This is a genomic window from Rossellomorea sp. QJM3NY_18 (genome assembly GCF_056173145.1).
The window spans coordinates 2709086-2724138 of the sequence record NZ_CM149659.1 but is presented as its reverse complement, the minus strand read 5'-3'; the positions used below and the strand labels follow the sequence as shown (position 1 = coordinate 2724138).

Here is a 15053-nt window from a genome sequence, read left to right as displayed (position 1 = left end):
TGAAACGTTAAGAGGTGAAACAAATGGTGCAATTATATCGGATACTCATCACAGCACTCGTTATCTTTGTCCTCGCAGCCTCAAGTGGACAAGCAGAAGAAGGAGATGAACAGAATCCTCCCGATACAAAGATTCAGCAGGAAATGATCGATGCGCAACTGGACCGGTTAGGGGTTGAAGAATTGACGGGATATTGGAATAGTATCGTGGATCAATACGGCGGCTATCTTCCAGAAAGTCAAAAAGGCAGTTTGATCGATTTCATGAAAGGCGAGAAAGAGTTCTCATTTAAAGCATGGTTCAGCGGAATCTTCAAATTTGCCTTTCAGGAGCTTGTGATGAATGGCAAGTTATTGGGTACCCTGATTATGCTCACAATCTTCAGCATGTTTCTCCAGTCCCTGCAGAATGCTTTCGAAGGAGGAAGCGTCAGCAAGGTGGCATACAGCATCATATTCATGGTGTTGATCATCATAGCCCTCAATAGTTTTCATGTGGCCATCGACTACACCCGGGATGCCATCTCCACCATGGTTCATTTCATCATCGCCCTTATCCCGCTGCTACTCGCCCTCATTGCCGCTTCAGGAGGCGTGGTTTCGGCAGCTTTCTTTCATCCCGTCATTATCTTCCTGATGAATACAAGCGGCTTACTCATTCAAAATGTCGTGCTGCCCCTCTTATTTCTTTCCGCACTTCTGAGCATTGTAAGCACCCTTTCCAGTCATTACAAAGTGACTCAGTTGGCTCAGCTATTGAGAACTTGGAGCATCGGTCTGTTAGGGGCGTTCATGACGGTCTTTCTTGGGGTGATATCCGTACAGGGTGCAACAGCTGCCGTGACGGACGGCATAACGATCCGCACAGCGAAATTTGTGACAGGCAACTTTGTTCCGGTCATCGGCAGGATGTTCACGGACGCAACGGATACCGTGATCAGCGCATCGGTTCTGTTGAAAAATACGGTGGGGATAGCAGGTGTCGCCATCGTATTGATCATTGCTGCCTTTCCCGCCATCAAGATCTTGATGATTGCATTCATATACAAACTGGCAGCCGCTCTCCTTCAACCTCTAGGGGGAGGACCGGTGATTAACTGCCTGGATACGATCGCAAAGAGTGTGATTTATGTTTTTGCAGCCCTGGCCATCGTGTCCTTTATGTTTTTCTTAAGTCTTACCGTCATCATTGCAGCGGGAAATATAACGATGATGATGAGATAAGGGGGTCCCGTCATGTCATTTCTAACCGATTGGATTACAAATATCATTATCTTTGTTCTCTTAGCCACCGTCATTGACATGCTGCTTCCAAGCTCCAACATGCAGAAATATGCCAAAATCGTGACCGGCTTATTATTGATTACCATCATCCTTACACCGCTCTTCAAATTGATGTCTACTGATTTTGATGAAGTGATGAGTTCCATCAATTTAAATGGTCCCATTCAGAATAAATCGATGGAAAATGAAATAGAAATGAAGAAAAAAGAAATACAAGCCTCACAACGTGCATATATTTTAGAACAGATGGCTGTCCAAATGAAACAACAAGCAGAAAAGGAGATGATGGATGAGCACGGCAAAGTCATTGAGAAGGTGACCATACAAGCTGATAACGTAGAGAATCTTCCCGACAGTATTACAGAAGTGGCAGTGATTGTGAAAGAAAAGGAAAGTGAAAAAGACAGCACCATTGAAACAATCCAAAACGTGGAGATCGATACGGGATCTGAAGCGAGAAAGAAAACATCCGGCGAAGATACGTCCCAACTGGCCTCCTTACTAGCCGAACAATGGAATCTAACACAAGACAAAATAATCATTACAGTTGAAGGGGGGACTGGGGAATCGAATGAACTTTAATAAAGGTCCGCTGAATATGTTGAAGGAATGGTTATCAAAGGAAGACGCGAACTCTCCGCCCAGAGGGGGAAAAGGAACAAGGCTGCATTACTTTATCATTGTGCTTCTCGTTGGAGTGGCCTTCATGCTGATCAGCAATCTGTGGAGCGGTGATCAAGGGCTCGAAGTTGCGAAGAAAGTGGATGGAGGTACCCCTGAAGAGGTGGCGGCATTCGGATCCGGTCAAAAGGAGTCGGATGGTTCCATGAGGGATTACGAAGATCGATACGAAAATCAGTTGAAAGAAGCCCTTGATCAAATTGTAGGGGTTAGCGATGTATATGTAGTGGTCAATGTGGAGGCAACGGAATCAAAAGTGTATGAGAAGAATGAATCGACAACAACACAATCCACTGATGAAGAAGATAAAGAAGGCGGAAAGCGGTCGATAGAAGATAAATCCCGTGAAGAAGAAATCGTCATTGTGAACAACGGTGAGAAAGAAGTTCCCATTGTGAAAGAAACAAAAAAACCTAAAGTCACCGGTGTCCTTGTAGTAGCAAAGGGAGCCGATAACATACAAATCAAAAAATGGATTATAGAGGCCGTCACCCGTGCCCTTGACGTTCCAAGTCACCGGGTATCGGTCCTGCCCAAACAATAAGGGGGAAATGATAGATGTTACTGAAAAAACAAACGGTTTGGTTATTAACGATGTTGAGTCTTGTGATTGTCCTTTCGGTGTATTACATTACATCACCAACACAACAAGCGACGGATATGGCTTATCAGGAAAAGGACGGGAAAGAGCAGGCAAAAGACGGTGATAAAGAGACGATGTCAGGCAATGACATGGAAGTCGTCACGGATGCAGCTGGAAATGAAATGTTCGAAGCATTGCGTATTGAAGTAACAGACCAGCGAGATCAGCTTCGTGAAGAGCTGGAAGCGAAGGTGGCAAACGCGGATGTATCAGCAGAAGAAAAGAGTGCAGCCTATGAGCAAATGGAAAACCTTCGTGAGTTGGCCATGACGGAATCGGTTCTTGAAACGATGATTAAAACAATGGGTTACGAGGATGCCCTTGTCAGAGCGAACGGAGAGAACATCCGGATCACAGTGAAATCAGACAAAGAGCACTCCAAAGCGGATGCCAATGAAATTATCCGCCTGGTCATGAGTGAAGTGGGACAAATGAAGCCGGTTGCAGTGGAATTCCAGCCAGCAAACTAAATGATCAATGACCTGATGCCGCCTAAAGCAGACCCTTTAGGCGGCATATTTATGTTCAGGCCGGCAAATACCCCCTTATGGTCATTTTTAACGGATAAATGAAAAATCCTTTTCTATTATTTTATTTTTTTGCGAAAAAGGTCTAGAATAGAGGTAGAGTTGTATGCGCTTAACAGGATGGTAGGAATCGCATATTGAATTTATACGTGGTATTATCGTATGATGTTAGTAGCTAGTCATAATTTTATAAACTATAAGAGGGGTGTCAACAGTGTTGAAAATTCAAGAAATTCGCGAAATAATCAAACTCGTAGATCAATCAAGTGTTGAAGAGTTTACATACGAGCATGATGGATCAAAGATCAATTTAAAGAAAAATAAGGGCGTGACCGTATCAGCCCAGCCACAAGTGATACAGGCAGTGGAAGAAGTGAAACCTGCTGCACAAGCCGTTCAACAAGCTCCTGTACAGGAAGCAGCCGCTCCTGCACAGCCAGAAAAAGAAGCTCCACAAGCTAGTGCAGAGGATGCAAACCTACATAAAATCACGTCTCCGATGGTCGGGACGTTCTATGAATCTTCTTCACCTGAATCAGGTCCATATGTAAAACTCGGGGATAAAGTTGATGAAAGCTCAGTCGTGTGCATCGTGGAAGCGATGAAACTATTTAATGAAATCGAAGCTGAAGCAAAAGGCGAAATCGTAGAAATTTTAGTAAAAGACGGTCAATTAGTGGAATATGGTCAGCCGTTATTCTTGGTTAAACCTGAATAAGGAGCGAAAATAGATATGATAAAAAAGGTATTAATAGCCAATCGAGGAGAAATTGCTGTACGTATCATTCGTGCATGCCGAGATTTAGGCATTGAAAGTGTAGCCGTTTATTCTGAAGCAGATAAAGAGGCACTCCATGTTCAATTAGCGGATGAAGCTTATTGCATCGGACCTACTGCATCGAAAGACAGCTACCTGAATTTCACAAACATCATTAGCGTGGCTAAACTGACAGATTGTGATGCCATCCACCCGGGTTACGGATTTCTAGCCGAGAACTCTGATTTTGCAGAGTTGTGCCGTGATTGCAACATCATCTTCATCGGTCCTTCACCTGAAGCCATCTCCAAGATGGGGACGAAAGACGTGGCCCGTGAAACGATGAGGGTAGCAGGCGTTCCAATTGTACCCGGTTCAAAAGGCATAGTGAAGGACGAAGATGATGCGGTTCAGCTTGCAGAATCCATGGGTTATCCCGTCATCATCAAAGCCACTGCCGGTGGTGGAGGAAAAGGGATCCGTGTCGCGAAAAGTCGGGAAGAGCTTATCAAAGGGGTGACGATCACCCAGCAGGAAGCCATGACCGCATTCGGAAACCCGGGTGTATATATCGAGAAGTTCATCGAAGACTTCAGGCACGTGGAAATTCAAGTACTCGCTGATAACTTCGGAAACGTGATCCACCTTGGAGAACGGGACTGTACGATTCAACGCCGCCTTCAGAAACTGATTGAAGAAACCCCGTCACCTGCTTTAACAGAAGAGAATCGTGTTAAAATGGGGGAAGCGGCAGTAAAAGCAGCCAAAGCGGTTGATTATACAGGTGCCGGCACGGTAGAATTTATATATGACTACGTGAATCAATCATTCTACTTTATGGAAATGAATACGCGTATCCAGGTGGAACATCCTGTAACCGAACAAGTAACAGGAGTCGATTTGATTAAGGAACAGATTCTCGTTGCATCAGGACAAAAGCTTTCCCTGACACAAGAAGAAGTGACGTTTACCGGCTGGGCCATTGAATGTCGTATTAATGCGGAGAATCCAGAGAAGAATTTCATGCCTTCAGCAGGCCGGATCGAAATGTATCTTCCACCGGGCGGCATTGGCGTAAGAGTCGACTCAGCCGCATATCCTGGTTATATGATCCCTCCATATTACGATAGCATGATTGCCAAAGTGATTACCTATGGCGCAACACGTGAAGAAGCTATTTCAAGGATGAAACGGGCTCTAAGTGAATTTGTGGTTGAAGGAATACACACAACCATCCCGTTCCATCTGAGACTATTAGAACATGAAACCTTTGTAGGTGGGGAATTCAATACGAAATTCTTAGAAAAATATGAAGTAATGAAATCCTAGTGTGAATTCAGGAGGTGCCTTACATGGCGGAAAATCAAAACCTTTTACAAATGTCTCACGGTAAAGACGGTCTTGGGAAAATTGAAATCGCACCTGAAGTGATTGAAGTAATCGCAGGAATCGCCGCGTCAGAAGTCGAAGGCGTATCTCAAATGCGCGGAAACTTCGCAACAGGTGTCGTCGAGCGACTCGGAAAGAAAAACCACGGTAAAGGCGTCAAGGTGGAACTGGCCGAAGAAGGAATCATCGTGGATGTATACTGCATCATGAAATTCGGTGTAGCCATCCCGACGGTCGCTCAAAAAATCCAGGACAATATTCGTCAAGCCCTGCATAACATGACTGCTCTCGAAGCAGACGAAGTGAATGTTCATATCGTAGGCGTTCAATTTGAAAATCAAAAGTTTGAAGCTGAAATTGAAGACGAAATGTAATGGAGAAGAACGGTCCTTTTAGGGGGCCGTTCTTTTTTGTGTCTGGAGGTGCACCTGGAATTCAAGTAAGTATGGGATTTTATGGGAAATGGCTGGATTATTCAGTAGATTGGCTGGATTTTTTCCTGAAATGGCTGGATTTCTATTGGTTTCCGCTGGATTTTTCATCAAAACGGCTGGAATTGCTGGGATTTCGGCTGGATTCTTTATTTGTATACGCTGTCCAGCTCCGCCTCCTTGTCCCTCGAGGTCATAAGCTAAATGGTCCATGAAGGCAAAGAACGCCTTCAAAGCCCATTCATCTTATGCTTGTCGGGCCAACCCAGTCGGCTCCGCTTTTCGAATTGTCCAGCTCCGGCGGGTAGTCCCTCGAGGTCATTTCTGAAAAATCCCCAAAGGCAAAAAGCGCCTTCAGGGATTTCCCGGAAATGCTTGTCGGGCCTGTCCAACCCGCCTCCGCTTTTCTTTTCAGAATATTGATTTTTTTAGATAGGCGTGCGTTATGCCCTTGGTTTGTGCTATTATCAAAGGTATGAAAATTGATGGAGTTAAAGGAGTAAATATAAGATGAAGAGAAGAGTTGCCCGTGAAAAGGCTTTACAGGCGTTATTTCAAATAGATATGAGTGGGATTGAGCCGGAGGTTGCGTTAAGGAACGTGCTGGAGGAAGAGGAGAAGATGGATGCCTATCTTGAGCAGGTTGTTCTCGGCTTCATCGAGAATCAGGAACGGATTGATGGACATATTCGTGAAAACCTGGAGAAATGGTCTTTTGACCGTCTGGCAAAAGTCGATCGTAATATTCTACGTTTAGGCGTGTTCGAGCTTCTGTTTGTAGAAGATGTTCCAAATAAAGTGGTCATTAATGAAGCGGTTGAAATTGCAAAGATCTTTGGTGATGATCAATCCAGTAAATTTATCAATGGTGTCCTTTCAAAGGTAAGTCAATCTTAACAATGTAAGGGGGCGAGTGAATGTCAGCTTCTATAATTGATGGAAAGCTCATTGCAGATCATTATCGGCAGCAATTAAAGAGTCAGATTGAACAGCTGAAGGAGCAGGAAGTCATACCTGGCCTGGCTGTCATACTGGTGGGTGATAACCATGCCTCCCATTCTTATGTGAAAATGAAGAGGAAGGCATGCAGTAATCTTGGGATCCATTCAGAGCTTTATTTATATGAATCCACTCTTACACAAGAAGAGTTGCTTGGGAAAATCAGAGAATTGAATGAACAGGATCATATTCATGGAATTCTCGTTCAACTTCCACTGCCGGAACATATCAACCCGATTACCGTGATTGAAACGATTTCTCCATCGAAGGATGTGGACGGCTTTCACCCAGTTTCCATTGGGAAAATGGTGACGAATCAAGATACATTCTATTCATGCACACCACTTGGAATCATGAAAATGCTTGAATATGAAAACATTTCGGTGGAAGGAAAACACGTCGTCATAATAGGTCGAAGTAACATTGTCGGAAAGCCGGCAGGTCACTTATTCCTGAATCGGAATGCCACCGTGACGTTCTGCCATTCGAAAACGGACAATATGTCTTCCTTCACAAAGCAGGCGGATATTATCGTTTCTGCCGTGGGCAAAGCGAATCTGATCGGGGCGGAAGACATCAAACCCGGGGCTGTAGTCATCGATGTAGGCATGAATCGCAATGAAGATGGCAAGCTGTGCGGAGACGTGAATTTTGCGGAAGTAAAGGAAAAGGCAGGTAAGATCACACCTGTTCCCGGTGGAGTTGGCCCGATGACGATCACCATGCTTCTCTATAACACCGTGAAATCTGCAGAATGGGCTTTCCGGAATCGCCAAAACGGTTAAAAAATAGTACAATATACGTAACATAAAAGGAAAGGGACGGCTAATCGCTGGTCCCTTTCCGTATTCCTGCACTTAAAATTCATTCAGTGCAAGGGACAAAGGAGTCAGTGAGCATGGAACTTGATCAATCACGTTATTTAACGGTACAAGCTCTGACAAAATACATAAAGCGTAAATTCGACAGGGACCCACATCTGTCCAACTTGTTTGTACGAGGTGAAATTTCCAACTTCAAAAGGCACTCAAGCGGACATATGTACTTTACTCTGAAAGATGAAAAGGCCCGGATATTGTCTGTGATGTTTTCAAGTCATAATCAATCACTGAAATTCAGGCCCGAAAATGGAATGAATGTATTGATCCGCGGAGATATTTCCGTGTATGAGTCAGGCGGACAGTATCAGATTTATGTGAAAGAAATGCAGCCCGATGGAATCGGTGAGCTTTATTTAGCGTATGAACAGCTGAAGGAAAAGCTCGAGAAAGCTGGTTTCTTTGAACAGGACCGCAAACGGATGATCCCTAAGTTTCCGAAGCGGATTGCCGTTGTCACCTCCCCGACGGGTGCTGCGATCCGTGACATCATCACAACGATCAAACGGCGGTATCCGATCGGAGAAATCCTCGTATATCCTGCTCTGGTCCAGGGCGATCAAGCGGCAGGCTCGATTGCCGGCGCGATGAGGAAAGTGAATGAGCACGGTGATATCGACGTGTTGATCATAGGCCGGGGTGGCGGTTCGATTGAAGAGCTGTGGGCATTTAACGAAGAAGTCGTGGCAAAAGCCATCGCCGAGTCAAAGGTTCCCGTCATCTCTGCAGTGGGACATGAAACAGACTTTACGATTGCCGATTTCGTGGCGGATCTCAGGGCACCTACGCCGACGGCTGCCGGGGAATTAGCTGTTCCACACATTGAAGATCTATTGGAAAGAATCATGAACCGGAAACTAAGGCTGATTAAATCGTTTAAAACAAAGCTGCAAAGTGAAAGAAGCCGCTTAAATGGATTAACGAAATCATATGCTTTGAGGAATCCAAGAAATCTCTATCAGCAGAAGATCGAGACCGTCGACCGGCTGACGGATCAGCTGCAAAGAAATATCAGCATACATGTGAAACAAAACCGGGATCGATTATCCGGGCTTCATTCAAGGCTCGAACGTGTTCACCCATCCCAAATCATCAAGGTGCAGCATGAACGGGTTTTATTTATGCAAGCAGTGCTTGAAAAGCAGTTTAAACAAGTGTTGAAAGAAAAGAATCACCGTTTCACTTCAGCACTGTCCACCTTACATGCCCTCAGTCCATTGAAAATCATGGACAGGGGATACAGCCTTGTTTACCGGGATGAAGACAAATTGATTAAATCATCTCAGCAAGTAAAAGCAGGCGACCGCCTCGAGATTAATGTCAGAGATGGAAAAATATATTGTGAAGTTGAATCCGTTGAGGAGAGTGAGCGAAATGGCAAAGTCTAAAGAAGAACTATCATTTGAAACAGCTATGGATCAGTTGGAAGAAATCGTGGAGAAATTAGAAGAAGGGGAAGTTCCCCTCGAGAAGGCGCTGGAATTTTATCAAAAAGGGATGGGCCTTTCGAAATACTGTCATGATACGTTGCAAAAAGCAGAAAATCAATTAACCAAAATGATGACGGATGAAGGGGAAAAATCCTTTGATCTCGATGAGGAGGAATAATACATGTTTCCTCCCATTACATTGAAAGAGTTTCAACAGGAGCATGGCGAATCGATCACCAACCATATGGTTGAGACCGTCGACGGCCTTAATATCCCCATTGTATTAAAGGAGGCCATGATTTATTCCCTCAAAGCAGGCGGGAAAAGGATACGTCCCATCCTCCTGCTGGCTGCAATAAGGACATTCAATCAAGATCCGATGCTCGGGCTTAATACTGCGTCCGCCCTTGAAATGATTCATACATATTCCTTGATCCATGACGACCTTCCTTCCATGGATGATGACGATTTAAGGAGAGGCAAGCCGACCAACCACAAGATGTTTGGGGAGGCAGCGGCGATTCTGGCAGGCGATGGTCTGCTGACATATAGTTTTCAGCTCATTGCAGAAGATAAAGCGTTAACAAATGACCAAAAGGTGAAGCTCATCGCCCTTCTCGCACGGTGTGCCGGTCCGGAGGGCATGGTCGGCGGTCAGGTTGCCGATATCGAAGGGGAGAATAAGCGGTTAACTGTACAGGAACTTGAAAACATTCACGTTCATAAGACAGGTAAGCTACTCATATTCAGCGTATTGGCCGGGGGGATCATTTCAGGGGCGTCAGAGAATGAACTCAGGCTACTTGAACGATTTTCCTACCATATCGGCCTCGCATTCCAAATTCAGGATGATATCCTTGATATTGAAGGATCTGAAGAAATGATTGGTAAACCGGTGGGGAGCGACGAGTCGAAACATAAGAGTACGTATCCAAGCCTTTTGACGATGAAAGGTGCGAAGGAGAAGCTTCAATTTCATCTGGACGAGGCGTTGACGGCCCTTGCTGACTTGCCCGTGGACTCCGGCCTGTTGGCAGAAATTGCCCGATTGATCGTTTCCCGGAATCATTAAAACATTCTATATTTGAGCTAGTGATTTAACATATGTTATAATATGATTAGAATAAATTTTGGGGTGGTGCAGTATTCTAGTCAGTCCACCAATCCTGAAGGTGGGCCTAAAAATCCACTAAAGGGCACATCGATGAAGTTCCTGGAATTGGCTTGAGGCGCCCAGCTTTGGGTCATATCTGGGAGTAAGGCTTGAGGGCGATCCACAATGGCATGTGGGCGTTGACCCGCGAGCCGCGGAGGCTTTGTTTCTTATGCTGGCTTCAAAGCATATGCAATAAGAACAAAGTATGAACCTGCGATGTGATGATTCACTAGCAGCGTAGCCTGCCTTGAGTGAAGAGAGAGGGGATTATGGTTACAGGGTACACATCAGTTGGCCATTGATATGTGCTTTTTCGCCCATATGAAATCCTCTTTGCAAAAGAGGCTAAGGATTGTGTTAAGGACTGTTGAGGAAAACTCCTAGACTGTTCATATTCGGACATATAAAGAGGATTATAGTGCGGACTAAGTGGTAATCCAGTCTAGCTTGTGGTGACGCGGCTAAGTCGGGTTTAATGGGAAACCGCCGGTATGGCAACATCCGGTACCTGATTGGGAAAACCTACTGGACCTAAGCTGCAATTTTTACTCTTTATATGACCCCCCAATTACATATAACCAAACTATTTACACAGTAGAAACGGTGTGTTTAAACGATAATGAATGAAACAGTGAAAAACTCAATAAAATGGAGTGTCAGCATTGCCGTTATCACATTTGTGTTAGCGGCTATTTTTTCAGTTACTTCCAATATGGTTTTAAACGGAGTCGCGTGGTTCACCGGGCTCGTAGTCGTGTTGATCATCGTCTTCATCGGGATCTTTTTTGATATGCTTGGAATCGCTTCAACGGCTGCTGATGAAACCCCTTTTCATGCTATGGCGGCCAAAAAGGTGTACGGAGCGAAATATTCAATCAAAATTGTACGGAACGCAGATCGATTCGCAAGCTTCTGTAACGATGTGATCGGTGATATTTCAGGGATCATAAGCGGGACCGCATCAGCCATTGTCCTGGTCCAATTGGCGGTTTCCTTTCACCTTAAGGGAGGGTCCTTGAAGGAGTATATCATAAGTGTAACCCTGACAAGTATCATCGCTTCCTTGACAGTCGGAGGCAAAGCGCTTGGAAAAACGTTTGCTATCACCTATTCTAAGGATATAATATTTAGAGTTGGTAAAGTTCTACAATTCCTTGAAGATCGATTTCATATCGTACTAATCAAAGATAAAAAAGACAAAAAAGATAAAAATAAGAAAAAAGGTTTTAAACGTGAGAAACAAAATATTTAGTGATGAAAGTGAGTGGACCCCATGGATCTATTATCAATAAAAGAGCCTTCTTTTCTAAAGAGCATGTCGAATGAACAATTAGAAGAGCTCAGCCAAGAGATTCGCCAATTTTTAATCAAGAATCTATCCAAAACCGGCGGTCATATTGGTCCAAACTTAGGGGTGGTCGAATTAACCGTTGCCCTTCATAAGCATTTCTCAAGTCCAAAAGATAAAATCCTTTGGGATGTTGGTCACCAATCGTATGTCCATAAGATATTAACCGGCAGGGCCTGTCAGTTTGATACCCTCCGTCAATATAAGGGGTTATGCGGTTTTCCGAAACGGAATGAAAGTGAGCATGATGTATGGGAAACCGGACATAGTTCCACTTCATTATCGGCAGGCATGGGTATGGCCATCGCGAGGGACGTCAAGAAAGAAGATTCATATATTATCCCGGTGATCGGTGATGGCGCCTTGACTGGCGGAATGGCACTTGAAGCACTTAATCACATCGGTCATGAAAAGAAGGACATGATCGTTGTACTGAATGACAATGAAATGTCCATCGCTCCAAATGTAGGGGCCCTGCACAGTGTACTTGGCCGATTGCGTACGGCCGGGAAATACAACTGGGTGAAGGATGAAATGGAATATATCCTTAAGCGCATCCCCGCTGTTGGCGGCAAATTAGCCAGTACAGCAGAACGGGTAAAGGACAGCTTAAAGTATTTATTCGTTTCCGGGATGTTCTTTGAGGAGCTCGGTTTTACATACCTTGGACCGATTGATGGACATGATTATAATGATCTCGCTGAAAATATTCAATATGCCAAGAAAACCAAAGGCCCCGTCCTATTACACGTGATCACGAAAAAAGGAAAAGGGTTTCATCCCGCAGAGTCGGACAAAGAAGGAACCTGGCACGGTACCGGACCTTACAAAATCGATACCGGGGATCTGATCAAGCCTGTGAATGCACCTCCTTCATGGAGTGGCCTTGTCAGTGAGACGGTTCGAAGGATTGCGCGTGAGGATGAACGAATCGTGGCCATTACTCCTGCTATGCCGGTCGGCTCCAAACTTCTCGGATTTGCGGAGGAATTCCCTGACCGGATGTTCGACGTGGGGATTGCCGAGCAGCATGCCACCACGGTCGCTGCCGGTCTTGCCACTCAGGATATGAAGCCGTTCTTAGCCATATATTCTACCTTCCTGCAACGAGCGTACGATCAGGTGGTTCACGATATTTGCCGCCAAAACTTAAACGTCTTCATCGGGATCGACCGTGCCGGATTGGTCGGAGCAGACGGGGAAACCCATCAAGGTGTATTCGATATTGCCTTTTTAAGACATTTACCGAATATGGTGATCATGATGCCGAAAGACGAAAATGAAGGGCAACACCTTGTCAATACGGCACTTCAATATAATGACGGTCCCATCGCTCTGCGCTATCCCCGCGGAAACGGATATGGAGTACCGATGGACGGGGAACTTTCAACGATCCCGATTGGAACGTGGGAAATATTGAAACAGGGAACGGATGCAGCGATCCTGACTTTCGGAACGACGATCCCGATGGCTATGGAAGCGGCAGCAGACCTTGAAAAACAAGGACTTTCGGTTCGGGTTGTAAACGCACGTTTCATCAAACCGATGGATGAGATCATGCTGAAAAGGATCCTGGAAGAAGAGATGCCAGTGCTGACGATCGAAGAAGCGGTTCTTCAAGGCGGTTTCGGAAGCGGTGTTCTTGAATTCGCACAGGAACAGGGCTTCCATGACGCCGTGATCGACCGCATCGGTATTCCTGATTACTTCATCGAGCATGGCAGCGTGAAGGAATTATTGAACGAAATCGGCATGACCAAAGAAAACATTGTGGATCGCATCTTAACGATCACACCAAAAAAACAAAAAAGGGCTTAATGATGAAAGTAAAAAAACAACGAGTAGACGTACTTCTGGTAGAACGAGGATTAATTGATACAAGAGAAAAGGCTAAGCGGGCTGTCATGGCGGGTCTTGTCTATTCCAATGAAATGAGGCTGGACAAGCCGGGGGAAAAAGTAAGTGAGGATATCCCCCTTACGATGAAGGGGAAAGTGATTCCTTATGTGAGCCGTGGCGGTTTGAAGCTTGAGAAAGCCCTCCAGGTCTTCGATGTGGATGTGGACGGTAAAGTGATGATCGATATCGGTGCTTCCACTGGCGGGTTTACGGATTGTGCCCTCCAAAATGGCGCAAAGATGTCCTATGCCCTTGATGTAGGATATAACCAATTAGCCTGGAAGCTAAGACAGGATGATCGGGTCGTGGTCATGGAAAGGACGAACTTCCGATACGTGACCCCGGCGGATCTCCAAGGGGAAATGCCAAGCTTTGCTTCCATCGACGTATCCTTCATCTCCCTTTCTTTGATATTGCCTGTCCTGAAAACCTTATTGGTTCCTGGAGGGGATTGTGTCGCTTTAATCAAGCCGCAATTCGAAGCGGGTAAGGACCAGGTCGGGAAAAAAGGAATTGTAAGAGATCCTGCCGTGCACAAAATGGTCATCGAAAAAATCATGACATTGGCGATTAAAGAAGGCTATCATATAGCAGGCCTGTCTTACTCCCCCATTACAGGCGGGGATGGGAATATAGAATTCCTCATTCATCTGAAATGGCCGGGGCACGAGGGTGAAGGGGAGTCCCTTCTTACCACCACACCGGATGACGTGATCGAGGAAGCGCATAGTCAATTTAAAGCTAAAACACAACAGTAAAGACAGGGTCACTCTTCTTAGGAGAGTGGCTTTTTTCATGGAAGAGAATTAATGTATACCGGAAATGTGTTGGAAGCAAAGTCGATACTCCCTCCAAAAGGTAGAAGTCTTATGCTTGTTGCCCCAGAACGAGCCGCCTCCGCTTTTCATTGTCCAGCTCCGGCGGCTAGAGGCTCGAGGTCATAAGTCAAGTAACTCAAAAAGGCAAAGAGCGCCTTTCCGGGTTACTTGCCTTATGCTTGTCGCCCCAGAACGAGCCCCTTCCGCTTTTCTTTTTTATTGTACTTCCCAACGAAATAGGCTAACATAAGCGTAGAGGTATATTTATACAGGCTTTAATCCAATGTAAGAGGTGTATGTTCTATGATGAACAAAGGACAAAGACATATTAAAATCAGGGAAATTATTACGAATAGAGATGTGGAAACGCAGGATGAGCTGGTGGAAAGCCTGAAGAATGCAGGATTTAATGTGACGCAGGCAACTGTATCCAGGGATATCAAGGAGCTCCATCTTGTGAAGGTTCCGCTGATGGATGGCAGATACAAATACAGCTTGCCGGCTGATCAGCGCTTTAATCCACTTCAAAAGTTGAAGCGTACACTGACGGATGCGTTCGTGAAAGTGGATCAGGCAGGGCATATGCTGGTGATGAAAACGTTACCTGGAAATGCAAATGCCATCGGGGCTTTAATCGATAATCTAGATTGGGAAGAGATTCTTGGAACCATCTGCGGGGACGATACCTGTTTGATCATTTGCCGGACGGAAGAAGAAACGAAAGTCGTTTCAGAACGATTTTTAGATATGCTGTAACAATTAATTTCATGGGGCTTATTGACGGCCCTTCATACAAAATCCAATAGGAAGCTTT

At 45.1% G+C, this 15053-nt stretch carries 17 protein-coding genes; all 17 read left to right on the top strand.

What is annotated here, in order from left to right; all coding sequences use genetic code 11:
- The first annotated feature begins 14 nt into the window (after positions 1-14).
- The 17 genes from spoIIIAE (at position 15) to ahrC (ending at position 14995) form a co-directional block, all read left to right on the top strand.
- Positions 15-1223, top strand: a complete 1209-nt coding sequence (gene spoIIIAE, locus AC0VXY_RS14025; protein ID WP_475525576.1) for a stage III sporulation protein AE — start codon at positions 15-17, stop codon at positions 1221-1223.
- A 12-nt stretch (positions 1224-1235) separates the two neighbouring features.
- Entirely contained in the window at positions 1236-1865 is a 630-nt protein-coding gene (gene spoIIIAF / locus AC0VXY_RS14020) for a stage III sporulation protein AF (protein ID WP_475525575.1), read from the top strand.
- The gene (gene spoIIIAG / locus AC0VXY_RS14015; RefSeq protein ID WP_435990178.1) at positions 1855-2508 is read left to right on the top strand and encodes a stage III sporulation protein AG; all 654 of its coding nucleotides are present in this window, start codon (positions 1855-1857) and stop codon (positions 2506-2508) included. The genes spoIIIAF and spoIIIAG overlap by 11 nt, the downstream gene beginning before the upstream one ends.
- A gap of 14 nt (positions 2509-2522) precedes the next feature.
- Positions 2523-3077, top strand: a complete 555-nt coding sequence (locus AC0VXY_RS14010) for a SpoIIIAH-like family protein (protein ID WP_435990179.1) — start codon at positions 2523-2525, stop codon at positions 3075-3077.
- Positions 3078-3348: 271 nt separating this feature from the next.
- Positions 3349-3852, top strand: coding sequence for an acetyl-CoA carboxylase biotin carboxyl carrier protein (gene accB / locus AC0VXY_RS14005; RefSeq protein WP_475525574.1), 504 nt, complete (start codon positions 3349-3351; stop codon positions 3850-3852).
- Positions 3853-3867: 15 nt separating this feature from the next.
- Positions 3868-5220, top strand: a complete 1353-nt coding sequence (gene accC / locus AC0VXY_RS14000; RefSeq protein ID WP_475525573.1) for an acetyl-CoA carboxylase biotin carboxylase subunit — start codon at positions 3868-3870, stop codon at positions 5218-5220.
- A 23-nt stretch (positions 5221-5243) separates the two neighbouring features.
- The gene (locus tag AC0VXY_RS13995) at positions 5244-5654 is read left to right on the top strand and encodes an Asp23/Gls24 family envelope stress response protein (RefSeq protein ID WP_475525572.1); all 411 of its coding nucleotides are present in this window, start codon (positions 5244-5246) and stop codon (positions 5652-5654) included.
- Positions 5654-5926, top strand: a complete 273-nt coding sequence (locus AC0VXY_RS13990) for a hypothetical protein (RefSeq protein ID WP_475525571.1) — start codon at positions 5654-5656, stop codon at positions 5924-5926. Before AC0VXY_RS13995 ends, AC0VXY_RS13990 begins: the two co-directional genes overlap by 1 nt.
- Positions 5927-6221: 295 nt before the next feature.
- Positions 6222-6608 (top strand): transcription antitermination factor NusB, encoded by a 387-nt coding sequence (gene nusB / locus AC0VXY_RS13985; protein WP_475525570.1) that lies wholly within the window; start codon positions 6222-6224, stop codon positions 6606-6608.
- A 20-nt stretch (positions 6609-6628) separates the two neighbouring features.
- Positions 6629-7495, top strand: coding sequence for a bifunctional methylenetetrahydrofolate dehydrogenase/methenyltetrahydrofolate cyclohydrolase FolD (gene folD, locus AC0VXY_RS13980; RefSeq protein ID WP_475525569.1), 867 nt, complete (start codon positions 6629-6631; stop codon positions 7493-7495).
- A gap of 113 nt (positions 7496-7608) precedes the next feature.
- Positions 7609-8976 (top strand): exodeoxyribonuclease VII large subunit, encoded by a 1368-nt coding sequence (gene xseA, locus AC0VXY_RS13975; RefSeq protein ID WP_435990186.1) that lies wholly within the window; start codon positions 7609-7611, stop codon positions 8974-8976.
- The gene (gene xseB, locus AC0VXY_RS13970; RefSeq protein ID WP_475525568.1) at positions 8963-9196 is read left to right on the top strand and encodes an exodeoxyribonuclease VII small subunit; all 234 of its coding nucleotides are present in this window, start codon (positions 8963-8965) and stop codon (positions 9194-9196) included. Before xseA ends, xseB begins: the two co-directional genes overlap by 14 nt.
- Before the next feature lie 3 nt (positions 9197-9199).
- Positions 9200-10090: a polyprenyl synthetase family protein gene (locus AC0VXY_RS13965; protein ID WP_475525567.1), complete on the top strand. Its 891-nt coding sequence runs from the start codon at positions 9200-9202 to the stop codon at positions 10088-10090.
- Positions 10091-10793: 703 nt separating this feature from the next.
- Positions 10794-11426, top strand: coding sequence for a hypothetical protein (locus AC0VXY_RS13960; protein ID WP_435990189.1), 633 nt, complete (start codon positions 10794-10796; stop codon positions 11424-11426).
- A gap of 21 nt (positions 11427-11447) precedes the next feature.
- A complete protein-coding gene (dxs, locus tag AC0VXY_RS13955; protein ID WP_475525566.1) occupies positions 11448-13340 on the top strand; it encodes a 1-deoxy-D-xylulose-5-phosphate synthase in 1893 nt (630 codons plus the stop codon).
- A gap of 2 nt (positions 13341-13342) precedes the next feature.
- Positions 13343-14179 carry a TlyA family RNA methyltransferase gene (locus AC0VXY_RS13950; RefSeq protein ID WP_475527869.1) on the top strand — a complete coding sequence of 279 codons (837 nt, stop codon included), beginning with the start codon at positions 13343-13345 and terminating at the stop codon, positions 14177-14179.
- Between the two features lie 366 nt (positions 14180-14545).
- On the top strand, positions 14546-14995 hold the full coding sequence (gene ahrC, locus AC0VXY_RS13945; protein WP_060672439.1) for a transcriptional regulator AhrC/ArgR: 450 nt from the start codon (positions 14546-14548) through the stop codon (positions 14993-14995).
- Positions 14996-15053 lie beyond the last annotated feature (58 nt).

Excerpts from the sequence above, each read along its gene's own strand:
- spoIIIAF (WP_475525575.1), top strand. The coding sequence starts at position 1,236 with ATGTCATTTCTAACCGATTGGATTACAAATATCATTATCTTTGTTCTC.
- spoIIIAG (WP_435990178.1), top strand. The coding sequence starts at position 1,855 with ATGAACTTTAATAAAGGTCCGCTGAATATGTTGAAGGAATGGTTATCA.
- AC0VXY_RS14010 (WP_435990179.1), top strand. The coding sequence starts at position 2,523 with ATGTTACTGAAAAAACAAACGGTTTGGTTATTAACGATGTTGAGTCTT.
- accC (WP_475525573.1), top strand. The coding sequence starts at position 3,868 with ATGATAAAAAAGGTATTAATAGCCAATCGAGGAGAAATTGCTGTACGT.
- AC0VXY_RS13995 (WP_475525572.1), top strand. The coding sequence starts at position 5,244 with ATGGCGGAAAATCAAAACCTTTTACAAATGTCTCACGGTAAAGACGGT.
- AC0VXY_RS13990 (WP_475525571.1), top strand. The coding sequence starts at position 5,654 with ATGGAGAAGAACGGTCCTTTTAGGGGGCCGTTCTTTTTTGTGTCTGGA.
- nusB (WP_475525570.1), top strand. The coding sequence starts at position 6,222 with ATGAAGAGAAGAGTTGCCCGTGAAAAGGCTTTACAGGCGTTATTTCAA.
- folD (WP_475525569.1), top strand. The coding sequence starts at position 6,629 with ATGTCAGCTTCTATAATTGATGGAAAGCTCATTGCAGATCATTATCGG.
- xseA (WP_435990186.1), top strand. The coding sequence starts at position 7,609 with ATGGAACTTGATCAATCACGTTATTTAACGGTACAAGCTCTGACAAAA.
- xseB (WP_475525568.1), top strand. The coding sequence starts at position 8,963 with ATGGCAAAGTCTAAAGAAGAACTATCATTTGAAACAGCTATGGATCAG.
- AC0VXY_RS13965 (WP_475525567.1), top strand. The coding sequence starts at position 9,200 with ATGTTTCCTCCCATTACATTGAAAGAGTTTCAACAGGAGCATGGCGAA.
- AC0VXY_RS13960 (WP_435990189.1), top strand. The coding sequence starts at position 10,794 with ATGAATGAAACAGTGAAAAACTCAATAAAATGGAGTGTCAGCATTGCC.
- dxs (WP_475525566.1), top strand. The coding sequence starts at position 11,448 with ATGGATCTATTATCAATAAAAGAGCCTTCTTTTCTAAAGAGCATGTCG.
- AC0VXY_RS13950 (WP_475527869.1), top strand. The coding sequence starts at position 13,343 with ATGAAAGTAAAAAAACAACGAGTAGACGTACTTCTGGTAGAACGAGGA.
- ahrC (WP_060672439.1), top strand. The coding sequence starts at position 14,546 with ATGAACAAAGGACAAAGACATATTAAAATCAGGGAAATTATTACGAAT.